Source organism: Zhongshania sp. (assembly GCF_029212375.1).
Taxonomy (GTDB): domain Bacteria; phylum Pseudomonadota; class Gammaproteobacteria; order Pseudomonadales; family Spongiibacteraceae; genus Spongiibacter.
On the sequence record NZ_JARGNU010000005.1, the window covers coordinates 68,395 to 85,486 of the forward strand.

Below are 17,092 nucleotides of genomic sequence, written 5' to 3' on the forward strand. Positions count from 1 at the left end.
AGACACCAGACACCAGACACCAGACACCAGACACCAGACACCAGACACCAGACACCAGACACTCCTCTTCACTGCACACATCCCTCCCACCGCTATCCATTTTGATTTGCGAACAGGCGCAGCAACTCTCGTCGGCATTCGTCGGTTTCGCGCAGAACATTGAGGAGGCTGGAAAAGCCGATGCCAGCAACTGTTCCGGATTTGTACATATTGTTCTGCAGTGCGCGCATTTTCTTTTGTTGTTCTATGTCTAGTTCTTGAAGCTGACCAAGGCTTAATTCTGACTTTAACCAGCGTTGGCCCATTTCTAGTAATTGCTGAGTTTGCTCTGTTAATGACTGCCGTAAGGTTTCTGCTGCGGGGGATGTTGCTTGCCACAGGAGCTCGAGGTCGTCGCGAATGTCTTTGACGGATTTTGTGGCGTAAACCGCATAGCGAACTTGGCCTAGGGCGGTGTTAATTCTTCCTACATCGGGAAGTGGTAGATCGTTGATTCGGGTGCCGTAGGTGATGATGTCGGCCTCGAGGGCTTTTAAGGATTCGTAGTGGTCGAGGAAGTTTGCATAGCCCAGTTTTATCTGGGGTAGCGAGTCTTGGCCGTCTAGGCTTATGCGCGTCGGATGTTCGTAGGCCTGCGCTATTAACTGCAGCGAGCAGGCGCATAGGTAGCGGGTTTCTTGTTCTAAGGCGACTACGGCGGCACTGGGTATGCTAACGGGCACTTTATGGATAAACCGGGTAAGGACGTCGTTTTTACCCAGAAAGCGTTCTATCCAGTTGGCGAACAGGCCAAGAAAGGGTAGCGCTAAAAATATACAAACAAAATTAAAGCTACTGTGGAAAATCACCAAGCTATATAGCGGGTCGTGAATATTGATGAGCTTGAGGAGGTAGGGTGCGGCAGGGAGTAGTATAAAAAAGGCGAATAGCCCAGTGAATAGGTTATAGGTTAAATGAAAGGCCGCCACTTGCCGCTTGACCACCGCGCCGGTGGCAGAGGCTAAAATCATGGTGCTAGAGGTGCCAACGTCGGCGCCAATAATCATGGCCGCGGCAGCGTCGAAACCAATAATGCCGCTGTGCATTGCCGAGAGAACCATCATAACGACTGCCGACGATGATTGAATTACCGCGGCTAGGGCCATACCAATGCCCAAAAACCAAATGGGTGAAAGGTGTTTGATGGTGTCGATATTGACCGCTTGAGCAACTTCTGCCACGCCGGTTTTCATGGCGTCGAGACCAAATAGTAATAAACCCAAACCGAGGGCGAGGTGTCCGACCGCGAGTAAGCGCGGGCGGTCGTCCATCCAAACTTTGAGTAGCGCACCAACCCCCATAAGCGGCAGGGCAATACTATTGAGTTCTAGACTGAAGCCAAGCCAAGTGACCACCCAGCCGGTTATGGTGGTGCCCAAATTGGCACCAAGAATTACGCCTAGGGCGTTGCGCATTGGCATAATGCCGGCGCCGACAAAGGCAAGCACGAGCAGGCCAACGAGCGAGCTGCTTTGCATTAAGGCGGTTAAGGCGGTACCAAGCAGTACCGCTAGCCATATCGACGCAGTGGCGGTACGCATTAGAGCTGCTGCGGTTTGATTTAATAAAGACTTGAGTGACAACTCTAAAAAATACATGCCCAGCATAAACAAGCCTAGGCCAGCGACGAGGAGCGACCAATCCACCGACCACAGGTTCATCGGTATAGCACCTTGCAGTTTACTTGGATCGGCTTGGTTTTCATGTTGGGCGGTCTCCGGCAATGGCGTCTGGTATTGCTGTGCGGGTGTCGGCACCGAGGGTGTTTTAGCTGGCTAAGGCAGCGGCTTCGACTTCTTCAGCGTAGTTCAAAATCGTCGGCATCTAAGTGCGCCGGAAACTTTTCTCTAAAGCTCTGCAATTCTGGCAGGGACAATTCCGCTGTAAGTATAGCGGGTGTATGGGCGGTGGTTTGCGCCAGCGGCTGGCCTAGGTAGTCGAGGATGACGCTGTCGCCGCTGTAGTTTATGCCGTTGCCGTCTTCGCCGACACGGTTCACGCCAATAACGTAGCTTTGGTTTTCGATAGCGCGTGCAGTGAGTAAGGACGACCACGCGTGGCGGCGGGGTTCTGGCCAGTTGGCGACAAAGACCAGCACGTCGTAGTCGTTGCGGTTGCGGCAGAACACGGGAAAACGCAGGTCGTAGCAGACTTGCAGGCACAGCCGGAAGCCCTGGTATTCAACTATTTTGCGCTCGTTGCCCGCGGCGTAGTGGGTGTGTTCGCCGGCCATGCGAAATAGGTGGTGTTTGTCGTAGTGGCTTTCGCCCTCTGGGCTTACCCAGTAGAGGCGGTTGTAGTAGTTGCCATTTTCTTCAACGGCAACGGAGCCTGTAATGGCGATATTGTGTTGCTGGCTCATGTCGCGCAGCCAGCGCAGGCTTGGGCCGTCTGCTGGTTCGGCAATCTGTTCTGGCGCCATAGAGAAGCCGGTGGTGAACATTTCGGGTAAGACCAGCACGTCAACCACGCCAATACTGTCAATTAGGTCGTTGAAGTAGGCGAGGTTGGCTTCGCGGTCTTGCCAGTACAGGGGGGCTTGCAGGGCGGCTATTTTCATCTGAGTGCTTCTTTCTATAGTCGTTTTATTAAAGGGCACAGAGTTTGGTGGCGGCATCTAATAGGGTCTGTTCGCGCTTGGCAAAACAGAAGCGGATGATGCGGCTGTTTGGCGGCGTTTTATAAAATACTGACAGCGGAATAGCGGCAACGCCGTGCTCGCGGGTGAGCTCTTCGCAAAAGTCTACGTCGTTTTGGTCGCTAATGGCGCTGTAGTCGGCAAGGGCAAAATAGGTGCCGGCGCTGGGCAACATGCTAAAGCGCGAGGTTTGCATAGCGTTGATAAAGCAGTCGCGTTTGCTGCGGTAAAAATCCCCTAGGCTGTGAACCTCGTCGCTGTATTCATTGAGCATATCGGCCACGGCGTATTGGGCCGGTGTAAAACTGGTGAAGGTCACAAACTGGTGAATTTTGCGAAACTCCACACTCAGGGCTGGCGGCGCAATGCAGTAGCCGAGTTTCCAGCCGGTGGCGTGAAAGGTTTTGCCAAAGGACGAAATGACAAAGCTGCGATCGCGCAGCGCGGGGTAGCAGTGGGCGCTATTGCGGGCTTGGTTGAACACAATGTGTTCGTAAACCTCGTCGCTAATCACGAATAGATCGTGCTTAGCGGCTAAGTTGGCGAGGGCCTGCCAGTCGCTGTCGCTAAATACGGTGGCGGTGGGGTTGTGGGGGCTATTGACGATAATCAGCCGCGTTTTGGCTGACACTGCCGCCTCAATTTGCTGCCAGTCTGGCTGGTAGCTCGGCGGCATAAGGCTGATGTGTTTGGAGTTGCCTCCCGCCAAGGTCACGGCTGGCGCGTAACTGTCGTAGGCGGGGTCGAGCAGAATCACTTCATCGCCGGGATTAACCACGGCTTGAATGGCAACAAACAAGGCTTCGGTGGCGCCAGAGGCGAGGGTGATTTCGGTGTCGGGGTTTATGGCGCGGCCATAGCATTCTTGGGTGAGCGCAGCGATGGCGTGGCGCAACTCGGGAATGCCGTTCATGGGCGCGTATTGGTTTTTGCCGCTGTGGGCGTGGTGGCTAAGCCGGTCTAGCAGGTATTCGTTGGGCGTAAAATCAGGAAAGCCTTGCGACAGGTTGATGGCGCCACACTCGCTAGCCATGGCCGACATCACTGAAAATATGGTGGTGCCAACCTCGGGAAGTTTGCTTTTCAATTTGGAGTCCTTGACGCTGAGCGCGGTAGTCTGTTGCTTGAGTTTACTACAAATAGGCGAGCCGTCGCGCGTTGAGCGTGACATCGCTAGCGGCCGCGAGGCGATTTGGTATACGTGTGGTTTGCGTTGCGCCGCCGCTTTGGGTTTTGGCGATTTCAACGTATGATGGCGGCGCCTAGGTTATTGCCGATTTAGCTCAATGACTGGCGCGTCGCGAGGTTGCACTGACGCCGTGAAGTCGAGTTATTATTTGCGCTGTATATGTTTAGGGGTTGCTATGAACCGCAAAAAGAAAATGAACAAGGTCTTAAACGCCAAGATCAAAAAAGCCAATGCCAAAAATCAGCCTAGCAATAAGCCGCGCTATATTTCTAAAGCGGAGAGAGCGGCAGCCGCTGAGCGCGAAGCCGAGTAAGTTGCTGTTGAGTTTAAATAGGCCATTCTAACTGGCTAGGGGGTTTGCGCAAGGATAGATGACAGCGTTTGCCGCCATCATCTATCAAATCGACGAGCTTGCTTTTACTTTACCCAAACCTGCTTGGTATTCACAAACTCCTTAATACCGTGGGGGCCGAGTTCGCGGCCGTAGCCCGACCCTTTTATGCCACCGCTGGGCAGTCGCGAGTCGGTTTTAACAATGCCGTTTATCGCCACTTGGCCGGCCTCTAGACGCTCGGCAGTTTTGGCGGCTAGCTCAGCATTGCCACTCCAAATTGCAGCGCCGAGACCGTAGGGGGTTTCATTGGCGAGCTGTATGGCTTCTTCAATGTCTGCCGCGCGAATAACGGCCATTACCGGACCGAAGGTTTCTTCGCGAAAGGCGCACATGTTCTCGGTAACATCGGTGAGCAGGGTGGGCGGATAGAAAAAACCAGGGCTGTTAGGCATTTCACCGCCGAGCAGGCACTTGGCGCCAGCTTCAATACTCTCTGTTACCTGGCGGTGTAGGTTCTGACGCAGATCGTCTCTGGCAATGGGGCCAATGTCGGTGTCGTCGTGCATGGGGTCGCCCATTTTAAGTTTGGCCATGCGGGTTTTGAGCATGGTGACAAACTCGTCGTAAATACTGTTTTCAACAATAATACGTTTGGCGGCAATGCAGGATTGTCCGGCGTTTATCATGCGCGACAGCACGGCAGTGTCGGCGGCGGCGTTTAAGTCGGCGTCGGCAAGCACAATGCAAGGGTCTGAGCCGCCCAATTCTAATACTGTGGGTTTAATCTCTGAGCCGGCAATGGCGGCCACTTTGCGACCTGCGGTGCCGGAGCCGGTAAACGACACGGCGGCAATGCGGGGGTCGCGAATTGCAGTTTCAATGGCGTCATTATCGATGGGCAGGTTAACCATGATATTGGCGGGAGCGCCGGCGTCTTTAAACACTTTGGCGATGGCTTCGGCGCAGGCGGGCACATTGGGGTCGTGTTTCATTACGCAGGTATTGCCCGCCATGAGCGCTGGTGCCATATAGCGAAAGGCCAGCCACAGCGGCGCATTCCACGGCAATATACCCAATAAGGTGCCGAGCGGTGGATGGCAAATATAGCTTATGGAAGCATCGGAGGGCAGGGTTTGTGGCGCTAAATACTCAGCTGCGTGTTCGGCATAGTAGTCGGCGCAGCCCGCCGATTTTTCAACCTCGGCAAGGCCTTCTTTCATCGGCTTGCCCATCTCTGCGCACATCAATTTAGCGAGATGGTTTTTTTGCGCGCGCAATTCAGTGGCAACGGCGCGCAGTACTTCTGCGCGCTCGGCAATGGCGGTGGCTTGCCAGCTGTCGGCGGCGCGAAAGGCATCGCCAATGCGCTCGTGAAGTTGCACGCTGTTGAGGCCCGGCGTTTCTGCAATGATTTTGCCGGTGCAGGGATTTGTCGCTATTAGCATAATCAGCTCCTTAGGGACGTTCGCCAGATTCGATATTTTGAACCTTTTGGGATTTTTGCGTTTTGGCTTTCCGCGCCTCGTCAAACTCGAGTAGGGCGGGTTCGGGGGCGTCTTTTTTTACGGTGAAGTCCTGGTTCATAGTGAAAAAAGATTCGCAGCCCTTGTCGGTAATATAGATCGAATCTGAAATACCGCAGGTTTTGTCGCCGTCGACACCCCACATCCACGGAATAATATGAAAGGTCATGCCCTCTTGCAGTACGGTGGATTCACCCTGTTTGAGGCTGACGATATAGCCCTCGTCCCAGCTGGGGGGAAAGGCAATGCCAATCGAATAACCCGAACGGGTAATAAGCCGCGCGCCACAGTTGTTTTCGGAAATGATATTGCGCACTAGATTGTCGGCATCTGACACGGTCATGCCCGGTTGCACTTGTTTGTGAACCATGTGCAGGGCGTGTTTCATGCGCTCTTGGGCGTGGTGCATTGACTCGCTTAACTCGCCGAGCACCACGGTGCGCATCATGGCGGTGTGGTAGCGGCGATAGCAGCCACCGACTTCTAAAAATACGTGCTCGCCGGGCAATACCGTGCGCCCCTCCCAGGTGGCGTGGCCAATCATGGTTCGCGGCCCCGAGGTAACATAGGGCATTACCGCTGGGGGTTCGCCGCCGGCGCGGAACATCGCGGCGCTAATGGCGGCGCCAATTTCGTTTTCGGTCACCCCTGGCATGCAGGCGTCGATACCCGCTTGCATACCGGCTTCAGTAGCCGCAGCCGCCTTGCGCATTAGCTGAATTTCTACCGGTGATTTGCAGATTCGGCCCTGCTCAACAATGCCAAAGCAGTCGAGTAATTTGGCTTCGGTCAGTGTGGTGTGGATGCGGTCTTGCTGGTAGGCCGGGAAAAAATAACTATTGCGCTCGTAGCCGATACGCTTGTTGGCCAAGCCAAACTCGCGCAGGGCGTCGACCAACATTTGAATGGCATCGCCGGTGTCGGGGTAGGGTCGCGTGCGCTCTACCCAAGTGCGGGCGATGATATTGGACTCTTCCATTGCCCGAGTAATCATAAAAGGCTCATCGTCTAGGGGCACCACCAGTGCCTGAAAAAAGGAGTAGCCGGTGGTTTGATAGTCGGTGAGGTACATTATGTTTTCTGGGTCAGAGATCACCACCGCATCAAGGTGGCGCAGGGCAATACGCTCGCGTAAATCGGCCAGTCGCCGCTGGTACTCCTCTATGGGGAAGGTCATGTCGTCGCGCTGTTTCATGCGGTGGCCTCCATTACTGAGCTGGTAACTTGAATCAGGGTGTCGAGGCCGATGCGCAGATCGTCGTTGGGAATAGTCAACGGTGGAATCAGTTTTACGACGCGCCCGCCGGTGCCGCAGCTGGCAATGAGCAAGCCTGCTTTAAAACAGGCGTCGACAATGGCTTTGGCGTTTTCGCCACTGCCCACATCCAAGCCGTAGATCATGCCCTTGCCGCGTATTTCAATTGGCGTAAAACGCTTCGCTAAACCTTGCAGGGCATTGGCGATAATCTCGCCCTTGGCCTGAACCTCCAACATTAATTCTGGGCTTTCGAAGTAAGCCAGTGCCTCGGCGCCAGCGACAAAGCTCAGCGACTGGCCGCGAAAGGTGCCGGTGTGCTCGCCGGGTGACCAGTGCTTATCTATTTCGGGTTTAACTAGGTTCAGTGCCATGGGTGTGCCCATGCCGCCCACACCCTTGGCAAGACAGATTACGTCGGGTTCGATTCCCATATCGTCAAAGCTAAAGTAGGAGCCGGTGCGCCCGCAGCCCACTTGAATGTCGTCGACAATAAGTAGCGAGCCGACATCTTTGGCGAGCTTGGCTAGGCCTTGTAACCACTCTTTACTAGCAACATTTACCCCGCCCTCTGCTTGTATGGTTTCCACCATAAAGGCCGCTGGTGGCGCAATGCCGCTGGACGTGTCGGCGTAGTAGTCGCGCAATTGCTGCAGTACTGCCATATTGCCAAAGGCGTGGTGACTAACGTGATTTAAAGGCACACCTGCGGCGCCGCGAAAATAACTATTGGCGGTGCAGGCCAGTGAACCGAGGGTCATGCCGTGAAAGCCGTGAGTAAAGGCAACAATCTCTTGCCGACCCGTGGCGCGACGGGCAATTTTTAAGGCAGCCTCAACGGCGTTAGTGCCAGTGGGGCCCATAAATTGCATTTTGTGATCCATCTTGCGGGGTTCAAGAATGGTCTTAACAAAGCGCTCCATAAAGCTGCGTTTAGCCGTGGTGTGCATGTCTAGGCTGTGGGTGACGCCATCTGATTCCAGATAGGCAATCATGGCCTTTTTCATGTGGGGGTTGTTGTGACCAAAGTTTAAAACCCCAGCGCCAGCGAAGAAGTCGATATATTGTTTACCGTCTTCGTCGGTTTGGCGGGCGTTGCTGGCCTTGTCGAAAACCACGGGATAAACCCTGCAATAGGCGCGGATATCCGATTCACGTTGCTCAAAAATACTCATGCGTACTCCTTCTTTTGAATATTTCCACCCGTGTTGCGGTGGCGTTCTATCTTTAGATGGTTGGTGCAGGTTTTTCGGGCGTTGTCACGCCACACAGGCGTGAGAAAAGAGTTGTAACCAATGGAATGAGCTTGTCATTAAAATCGTAATGCGGGCTGTGACAGGGCGAGTCGTGATCTTCGCCGTCGTCGGCGCCGATCAATGCAAAGGCGCCTGGTATTTCCCGCAAGTAATAACTAAAGTCTTCAGAGGCCATTATTGGCGTGGCGACATGGGTTTCGATGGCGGTAAAGCCATATTGTTCCGCCCACAGACTACGAACATGCTGAGCTTGCACCGTGTGATTGATGGTTGCGTTGTAGCGCGGAGTAATTTCTACGCTGCATTCAACGCCATAGCTGTGTGCGGTGTGTTGGCTTATTTCAGTAATAAGCTGACATATGTGATCGCGGGTTTGCTGGTCTGGCACGCGGATGCTGCCACTGAGTTTGGCAGTTTGCGGAATAATGGTGGGGCCGCTGTCGGCCATAATTGAGGTGACGCTCAGCACGGCGGCTTGCTGGGGTGCCAAACGGCGGCTCGTGATTTGTTGCAGTGCTAAGGTGATCGCGCTGGCGGCGAGCACGGGGTCGCGACACAGCTCAGGCTGGCTGGCGTGGCCACCTTTACCCATTACGGTAATGGTAAATGTGCCGTTGCCGCACATCACAATGCCGTCGGGGCAGAGTAATTTTCCAAAGCCTATCGCTGGCCAGTTATGCCAACCGTAAATTTCGTCAATGCCGTCGAGGGCACCTTCGTTAATCATTTCGCGGGCGCCGTGGCCGCCTTCTTCTGCCGGTTGAAATAATAAGCTGACTGGCCCCGCTAATTGTTGCTCGTGGTGTTTAAGCCACTGCGCGGTAGCCAATAGAGTCGCGGTGTGACCGTCGTGACCGCAGGCGTGCATGCAGGTGGGGTGTTGGGATGTCCACGGCTTAGATGTTTGCTCGGTAATTGGCAGTGCATCGATATCGCCGCGCAAAGCAATATGCTTGGGCGCTAGGTTTAAATTTTTAAAATTGCTGTTTGGTGGCACGAGTCTAGCGATGGTGCCGGTGCCAGCGCAGGCCTGCCAAGAAATGCCGAGTTGGTTTAGGGTATTGCGTACGGTTTCAGCGGTGCGAACCTCGTGCCAGCTAAGCTCGGGGTGGGCGTGTAAGTCGCGGCGCAGCTGCTGCGCGGTGGCGATTGTATCAGTCCAGTAATTTGCCATTATGCTTTTACTGTCGCACAGCTGTTACAGGCTGGCAAATACTGTTTTTGCAAATTTATATTTTTGTTGCTTTACGGCGCGCAGAGGGATTCTATGTTGGTGCGCACGGCATTTAATGGTGCAAAAAATTATGTCGTTTCTTTCTTTTATCTTATTTTTCAATATGCTGGAAATTAGCTGAAAGGCCCTGCTAAAGAGCGTCTGCACTCTTTTCGGTGGCCTAGGTGATTTCGGTAAGGCACGGATCATGCATCGACTTAGTTGAAAGGAAAAACACGGCGGCCACAGTCGCAGCAAAATACGTGCATTTTTGGTGTTCCCCTTTTTTGTGTTGACGCAGCGTTGCGGCTGTCGTCGTGTTGGCTTGGTTATGTTTTTTGTAACAGCACCCGGGGTCTGGTGGGAGCTGGACCCTGCGTCACGACGCAGGAATTTGAACATGCTTTTAGCAACAGATTTAGACGGTACTTTTCTTGCCGGCGACAGTGAGAGTCGCCTAAAACTCTATCAGCTAATTACGGCACATCCGGAAATTAAGCTGGCCTTTGTCACCGGTCGCGGTTTGGAATCGGTGCTGCCCTTATTGGCTGATCCAACCATTCCCCAGCCGGATTATATTATTTGCGATGTGGGCTGCACGGTAGTAGACGGTCGCACTCAACAGGCTATTCAACCTTTACAGTCCGATATAGATCAATATTGGCCTGGTGAACATGTGGTTGAACAAGCGGTTGCACATATTCCCAATCTGCAGCGCCAAGATGTTCCGCAGGAACGGCGGGTGTCATTTTTTTGTGCGGCGGGCGCAGTGAGCGCTGAACTTGAGGTGGCAGTTGCGGGCTTGGATTGCGACCTGTTGTACTCGGCAGATTTGTATTTAGATATTTTGCCCAAGGGCGTAAACAAGGGTTCGACTTTGCGAGCATTGGTTGGGCATCTTGGCCTCAGCGACGAGATGGTGTTGGTGGCGGGGGATACCCTTAACGACCTGTCGATGTATGAGCATGATTTTATCGGCGTGTGCGTGGGTGAGTCTGAACTTGCGCTATTGGAAAACACCGAGAATCGGGCCAGAGTTTTGCATGCCTCGGCGCCTGGTTGCGGCGGAATTTTGCAGGCCATAGAGCATTTTGGCTTTCTTGGTTTGGCGGGGATGGAGGCTGAGCAGCGCGAGGTATTGGTGCCGGGAAAGTCTGAATTGGTGATGGTCTATCACCGTCTTCCCTATGAAGAGTTGATTGAAAACGGCGAGCTGATTCGGCGCCGGCCAACCTCACCCAATGGCATATTGCCGACCTTGCTAAGCTTTTTTGGCGACGGTCGCGCGGGGTCGTGGATCGCGTGGTCGATACACGATCCGCGTCACGGCACATTTCAAATTCACACCGAAGTCGATACCGATTTGTATCCGCGCCTGCTCGCGGCGCGGGTGCCCTTAAGTAAAAAAGATGTTGATATTTTTTATAAGAAATTTTCTAAGGAAGCCTTTTGGCCAACCTTGCACACCTTCTGGGAGCGCGCGGTTTTTCGCGACGATCACTGGCAGGTGTTTTTAAAAGTAAATAAGCAATTTGCCGAGCGCGCCGCCGCAGAAGCAGCAGAAAACGCGGTGGTGTGGATTCACGATTACAATTTGTGGATGGTGCCGGCGTTTCTGCGTGAGATACGCCCCGACCTTGTTATTGCCTTTTTTCATCACACTTATTTCCCGTCGGCAGATGTGTTTAATGTACTGCCTTGGCGCCGCGAAATTATTGGCAGCTTATTGCAGTGCGACTATATCGGTTTTCATATTCCTCGCCAGGCCGAAAATTTTGTTGATGTTGCCCGCGGCGTAATGCCGCTCGAAGTCACCCAGAAAATGAATTGCGCACCGCGCTTTTTAACCTATGGCTGCGCCATGGGGCTAGATGAAATGACCACCGAAATACAAGTTAATGAGCGCCGTATTGGTCTTGGCGCCCATCCGGTGGGTTTGGATTTGGATAGGGTGCGGGCGGCATTGGCGAAAAAGTCGGTGCAACAGCGCATGAATGAATTGCGCGAGGAGTTGAGCGGCACTCGTATGGTTTTGTCGGTGGGGCGCTTGGATTACACCAAGGGCGTTATAGAACAGCTCACTGCCTATGAAACTTTGCTCGAGCAGCACCCCGACTTACACGGCAAGGTGACCTTGATCATGGTCTGTGTGCCAGCCGACAAAGAGATGACTATCTATCGCAAGCTGCAAGTGCAAATTGAGCAGGCGGTGGGGCGTATAAACGGGCGCTTTGCTCAAGTAGGCTGGAGCCCCTTGCAATTTTTCTTCCGCAGTCTGCCCTTTGAAGAGTTGGTGGCCTACTACAGCATGGCTGATGTGATGTGGATTACCCCGCTGCGCGACGGTTTAAATTTGGTGGCCAAGGAATACATTGCCACCCAAGGCATGACCGAGGGCTCTGGGGTGTTGGTGTTGTCGGAGTTTGCCGGTGCTGCGGCGGAGCTGCGCGGGCCCATACTGGCCAATCCCCACGATCCCAAAGAGCTGGTGCAAACCTGTTATTTGGCGCTGACCTTAAAACGCGATGAGGCTCGCAGTCGCATGCGCGAAGCCTTTGATGTGGTGTGCTACAACGACATCAAATTATGGGGGGCGGAGTTTATGGCCGCGGTGGAAGCCTGTCGCAGCGATGACGCCGAGGCGCAGTGTAGTGACGAGAGCTGCGTAGTTTAAGATCGCGCAGTAATAGCAAAGCAAAGTAGCACGCAAAGGAGTAATGATGGCCTTACGCAATGCGGTACAAATGATCTGTTACCCCAATCGCATGGGCGACAATCTAAAAGACTTACACGCGGTTATTGAAAAGCACTTGTCGGAGGCCATTGGCGGCGTGCATATATTGCCGTTTTTTCCCTCGAATGCCGACGCGGGCTTTTCGCCGCTAACCCACAAAGAAGTCGATCCCGATTACGGTGACTGGGACGATATTGAGCGTATTTCTTCTAAATACGATTTGTGTTGCGACGTTACGGTAAACCATATTTCCGATGAGTCTGAAGAGTTTAAAGACTTTGTTGCCAAGGGCTACGATTCCCAATACGCCGATATGTTTGTGCATGTGGAAAAGTTTGGTGATATTTCGCCAGACGACCTCGCTAAAATTCATATTCGCAAAGAGAAGGAGCCGTTTCGACGTGTTGAGTTTGCCAGCGGCGGCACCGGTCGCGTGTGGTGTACGTTTACCGAGCATCAAATCGACCTGAATTACGAGTCTGAATTGACCTTTCAGCTGATGGAAAACTACATCGGCTTTTTGGCGCAGCGCGGGGTAAAACTATTTCGCTTAGACGCCTTTGGCTATACCACTAAGCGCATCGGCACCAGTTGCTTTTTGGTGGAGCCAGATGTGTACCGTAATCTGGATTGGATCAATGGCGTGGCTCAGCTCCACGGCGCCGAAGTGCTGCCCGAGGTTCACGACCACAGCAGCTATCAGTACGCGATTAGCCGTCGCAATATGCACCCCTATGGTTTTGCCCTGCCGCCACTCTTACTGTTCTCTTTATTAGATGCCAATAGCGTCTACCTTAAAAACTGGCTGCGGATGTGCCCGCGCAATATGGTGACGGTATTAGATACCCATGATGGCATATGTATTCCCGATGTGGAGGGCGTGCTGCCCGAGGATAAAATTCGGGCCTTAATCGACAATATCTCCGCCCGTAGCGCCGATCCAATTTTGCGGCGTTCGGCGGCGAATATTCACAGCGTTGGTGCTATCTACCAGCTAACCTGCACGTTCTACGACGCCCTAATGCGTAACGACGACGCCTACTTGGCGGCGCGGGCGATTCAGTTTTTCTCGCCGGGTATTCCCCAAGTGTATTACGTGGGCCTGCTTGCCGGTTGCAATGATATTGAGCTGATGGAGGAGACTGGCGAGCTGCGCGACATCAATCGCCATTTTTACAGCTTGCCCGAAATTGACGAGGCAATAGCACAGCCGGTGGTGCAGCGATTACTGGCCTTGATGCGTTTTAGGAGCAATTACCCCGCCTTCGATGGCCATTTTGAGCTGAATTACTCCAATGATTCCAGCGTGGATATGGCTTGGCGCCACGGCGAGTATTACTGCCGCTTATTTGTAGACCTTAACTTTAATACTGCGTCTATAACCTATCTCGACGAGGACTCGCTGGCTGAGTGCCGCTTGCAGTGCTAGTGACTCTTAACTAAGTAAAATGGACGGGACTGCGCGGCCTAGGCATGAAAATCCTTATTGTTAGCGTTGTGGCGTGTCACACACTAAATACGGCGCATTTTTGCGGCTGCGCGCTGTAAATTGGTAGTAATAGGGGGTAGACACGGCCTGAAATCTGTATATACTCAATCGCAGCTAGAAAGTTCGACCTATATTTATGTACACCATTTCGAAGTCCTGTCTGTAGTTTTCGTCCTGTACTTCATAAGTAATAGAATCACTTCCAGCCTAATCGATCTGATTTCAGATCAAAAATTACCTTTGAATATTTCAGGAATAAAATTATGTCTACTACTACTGGCACAGTAAAATGGTTCAACGAATCTAAAGGCTTTGGCTTCATCGAGCAAGAATCTGGCCCAGACGTTTTCGCTCACTTCAGCGCTATCTCTGGTTCAGGCTTCAAAACTTTGGTTGAAGGCCAGCGCGTTCAGTTCACTGTTACTCAGGGCCAGAAAGGTCCTCAGGCAGAGAACATCGTAGCACTGTAATTTGCTATGTGGCCGCGCCCTCGGGCAGCGGCCAGCTTCAAACCCTTGTGGATTGAATGCTAAAGGGGCAGGACCTACGGGTCTTGCCCTTTTTTCATTTCAGCAACACTATTTAACATCCGGTTTCACCGCGCCACCGCCGCGCATTTTTCTGGCGGTATTACAGGATACACATTGTGAGTCAGCTAGAATTTTCTACCCTTCCGCTAAACCCCTCGCTATTGCAAAACCTGAGCTCGCTCGGTTATACCGAGATGACCCCCATTCAGGCCAAGGCTTTGCCGCACACACTCCATGGCAAAGACGTTATTGCACAGGGCAAAACCGGTTCGGGAAAAACCGCTGTCTTCGGTCTTACCCAGTTACAAAAATTAGATGTCAAAAAGTTTTATGTGCAGTCTTTGGTGTTGTGCCCGACTCGTGAATTGGCCGATCAGGTTGCTAAAGAGCTGCGTAAGTTAGCGCGTACTATTCATAATATTAAAGTGTTAACGCTGTGTGGTGGCATGCCCTTTGGTCCGCAGGTCGGCTCCCTAGAGCACGGCGCGCATATTGTGGTTGGCACTCCAGGTCGTATTGAAGAGCATGTGCGCAAGGGCACCCTTAAATTAGATAATGTGAACACACTGGTTTTGGATGAAGCAGACCGCATGTTGGAAATGGGTTTTCAAGACGCCCTCGATACCATCATTGGTTATATTCCTAAAGAGCGGCAGACCCTGCTGTTTAGCGCGACCTACCCTGACGAAATTCAGGACGTGGCCACCCGTATTATGCAGCGGCCGCTACTGGTTAAAGTGGAATCTACTCACGACAACGAAAGCATCGCCCAGCACTTTTTTAAAGTAGCCGACAATACTCAGCGTATTGTCGCAGTAAAATTGCTGCTGCTGCGCTACCGCCCAGATTCCACCGTTATATTTTGTAATACTCGCCACGAGACCCAGCAGGTGTGCGACGATCTTCGCGAGGCGGGATTTAGCGTGCAAGCCTTGCACGGCGACTTAGATCAGAAAATGCGGGATCAAACCTTGGTGCGCTTTGCCAATAAAAGCGTCTCGATTCTAGTGGCTACCGATGTTGCGGCGCGGGGCTTAGACATAGACGCTCTCGACGCGGTGATTAACTACCACATTGCCCGCGACGCCGAAGTGCATATTCACCGCATTGGCCGTACCGGCCGCGCTGGCGGCAAAGGTATTGCCTGTAGCCTGTATACCGAGCGTGAAAGTGCCAAAATTGCCCGTATAGAAGAAATGCGCGGCAATAAAATTGTGCCTGAGGCGCTGCCCCAGGTGAATTACTTGGATAAGCCCACTTTCAAGCCGCCAATGGCTTGTCTGCAGATCGATGGTGGCAAAAAGCAAAAGATTCGCCCCGGCGATATCGTTGGTGCGTTAACGGGTGCCGACGGCATTGCTGGCACCGACGTGGGTAAAATCCACGTATTCGACAATACCGCTTATGTGGCTGTGCGCAACGATGTGGCCACTGACGCGCTGCGTAAATTAAGCGAAGGCCAGCTCAAGGGGCGTAACTTTAGAGTGCGCCGTATTCGCGGTTAATGCTTTGTTGGGTGGCAGGCGGCGCATAAGCTGCCTGATTTCCCCTTCGATTTAAAGCCGTGATCTAGCCCTCAGATTCCCTCCCTGTTGATGAATAAAGTCTTATTTAAGCTGCACCGACTACTCGCCCTGTTGATCTGCGCGCCGCTATTACTCATTAGCTTGAGCGGCAGTGTGCTGGTATATAAGCATGAGATTGATGCGCTGCTAATGCCTGAGCGCGTGCGTGTAGCTGCAGTGGGCGAGGCGCGCCAGTCCTTTGATGTATTGCTGCACGCATTTAACCAAGCTTACCCCGCGTATGAAGTCACCGGCTGGCAGTTATTTGCAGACCCAGGTCGAGCCGATCTTGTTTATGTGATGGCTCACGGCGGTAGCGAGTGGTCGTCGCTGTTTGTTGATCAATACCGCGCTAAAATTTTATCAGATCCCAGCCCTCCTAAATATTATGTCACTGACCTTGTGCGCGAGTTCCATTACACCTTTTTGGCGGGTGATATTGGTCTATTGCTGTATGCGGTCGTCGCAGTGCTGCTCTGCATCCAAGCCCTTATCGGCATGATCCTGCACCGTAAATTTTGGAAAGTGCTATTTACCTTCCGCTATCGCGCGCGGCCAATTATTTATTTTGGTGACCTCCATAAACTGCTCGGTGTTGTGGCCACGCCGGTATTGTTGGTACTGGGATTTACCGGCGCGTACTGGAATATAAACCAGCTCAGCTATAGTTTCGCTAAGCCAGTTATGCGGCCAGCACCCTATAGTGTTGGCGAGCGCTTATATAATCCAATGCTGTCGATAGATGCCCTGCTAAGGGAAAGTCAGGGGCGCCTTGTGGGCTTCGCGCCGAGCTTTGTCTCGCTGCCGAGCAAGCCTGGTTATGCTATTAATATTTTGGGCGGGGTGAGCGGGCAAAATCCGCTCTATAGTGAATTCGCCAATTCTCTTCGCTACGATGCTCAAACCGGAGAATTTTCCGGCTTGCGCGACATTCGTGAGTCTAGCGTCACTGCTCAAATAAAAAACAGTTTTCGACGCCTGCACTTTGGCAATTTTGCTGGCAACTGGAGCCGATTAATCTGGGCAGTGTTGGGTTTTAGTCCGGTGATGTTGATTGCCAGCGGCTTAGCTATGTGGCGTATGCGTCGTTTGCAGCGGATGCGGCATGTCAATAAAAAAGCGTTAAGGTCTATAAATGCAAATCTATAGTCAAAAGTGTGCAAGGTGGGATTTGTTGCGCCAATTGTGGGCAGTGTGCGCAGTGACCCGCTAGTCGGGCTGCGTGCATTTTAGGTGCAGTAATGAGTGCCGATTACGATAAAATCAGTCAGTAAAAAATTATTTCACAAACATAACCCCCTTATGTCATAGGCCTTATGGCCTGATC

The 17,092-nt window shown here is 52.7% G+C and carries 13 protein-coding genes; 6 read left to right on the forward strand and 7 right to left on the reverse strand.

Annotated elements, in window-relative coordinates; translation table 11 throughout:
- Positions 1-92: 92 nt before the first annotated feature.
- From P1U47_RS07090 to P1U47_RS07100, 3 genes are all read right to left on the reverse strand, one after another.
- Positions 93-1,700: a Na/Pi symporter gene (locus P1U47_RS07090; RefSeq protein WP_301027977.1), complete on the reverse strand. Its 1,608-nt coding sequence runs from the start codon at positions 1,698-1,700 to the stop codon at positions 93-95.
- Positions 1,701-1,837: 137 nt separating this feature from the next.
- Positions 1,838-2,599, reverse strand: coding sequence for an amidohydrolase (locus P1U47_RS07095; RefSeq protein WP_301027979.1), 762 nt, complete (start codon positions 2,597-2,599; stop codon positions 1,838-1,840).
- 28 nt (positions 2,600-2,627) lie between these two features.
- Positions 2,628-3,764 (reverse strand): methionine aminotransferase, encoded by a 1,137-nt coding sequence (locus tag P1U47_RS07100; RefSeq protein WP_301027980.1) that lies wholly within the window; start codon positions 3,762-3,764, stop codon positions 2,628-2,630.
- A 277-nt stretch (positions 3,765-4,041) separates the two neighbouring features.
- On the opposite strand from P1U47_RS07100, the gene P1U47_RS07105 reads away from it, so the two are divergent.
- Positions 4,042-4,179: a DUF2986 domain-containing protein gene (locus P1U47_RS07105; protein ID WP_301027981.1), complete on the forward strand. Its 138-nt coding sequence runs from the start codon at positions 4,042-4,044 to the stop codon at positions 4,177-4,179.
- Positions 4,180-4,283: 104 nt separating this feature from the next.
- Here P1U47_RS07105 and P1U47_RS07110 read toward each other — a convergent pair whose 3' ends face one another.
- From P1U47_RS07110 to doeB2, 4 genes are read right to left on the reverse strand one after another with little or no spacing between them, the layout of a single operon-like run.
- Positions 4,284-5,645 carry an NAD-dependent succinate-semialdehyde dehydrogenase gene (locus P1U47_RS07110; protein WP_301027982.1) on the reverse strand — a complete coding sequence of 454 codons (1,362 nt, stop codon included), beginning with the start codon at positions 5,643-5,645 and terminating at the stop codon, positions 4,284-4,286.
- Positions 5,646-5,655: 10 nt separating this feature from the next.
- Positions 5,656-6,918 (reverse strand): ectoine hydrolase, encoded by a 1,263-nt coding sequence (gene doeA / locus P1U47_RS07115; protein WP_301027983.1) that lies wholly within the window; start codon positions 6,916-6,918, stop codon positions 5,656-5,658.
- Entirely contained in the window at positions 6,915-8,153 is a 1,239-nt protein-coding gene (locus P1U47_RS07120) for an aspartate aminotransferase family protein (protein WP_301027985.1), read from the reverse strand. The genes doeA and P1U47_RS07120 overlap by 4 nt, the downstream gene beginning before the upstream one ends.
- 52 nt (positions 8,154-8,205) lie before the next feature.
- A complete protein-coding gene (gene doeB2, locus P1U47_RS07125) occupies positions 8,206-9,408 on the reverse strand; it encodes a N(2)-acetyl-L-2,4-diaminobutanoate deacetylase DoeB2 (RefSeq protein WP_301027986.1) in 1,203 nt (400 codons plus the stop codon).
- A 439-nt stretch (positions 9,409-9,847) separates the two neighbouring features.
- Here doeB2 and ggpS point away from each other — a divergent pair, with 439 nt between their 5' ends.
- From ggpS to P1U47_RS07150, 5 genes are all read left to right on the forward strand, one after another.
- A complete protein-coding gene (ggpS, locus tag P1U47_RS07130) occupies positions 9,848-12,121 on the forward strand; it encodes a glucosylglycerol-phosphate synthase (protein WP_301027987.1) in 2,274 nt (757 codons plus the stop codon).
- Positions 12,122-12,167: 46 nt separating this feature from the next.
- Positions 12,168-13,610, forward strand: coding sequence for a sucrose phosphorylase (gtfA, locus tag P1U47_RS07135; protein WP_301027989.1), 1,443 nt, complete (start codon positions 12,168-12,170; stop codon positions 13,608-13,610).
- Positions 13,611-13,933: 323 nt separating this feature from the next.
- Positions 13,934-14,140 carry a cold-shock protein gene (locus P1U47_RS07140; protein WP_008251819.1) on the forward strand — a complete coding sequence of 69 codons (207 nt, stop codon included), beginning with the start codon at positions 13,934-13,936 and terminating at the stop codon, positions 14,138-14,140.
- A 173-nt stretch (positions 14,141-14,313) separates the two neighbouring features.
- Positions 14,314-15,705, forward strand: coding sequence for an ATP-dependent RNA helicase DbpA (gene dbpA / locus P1U47_RS07145; protein ID WP_301028150.1), 1,392 nt, complete (start codon positions 14,314-14,316; stop codon positions 15,703-15,705).
- A 90-nt stretch (positions 15,706-15,795) separates the two neighbouring features.
- Complete coding sequence (locus P1U47_RS07150; protein ID WP_301027991.1) at positions 15,796-16,914, forward strand: PepSY domain-containing protein; 1,119 nt, start codon at positions 15,796-15,798, stop codon at positions 16,912-16,914.
- Positions 16,915-17,092: the final 178 nt, after the last annotated feature.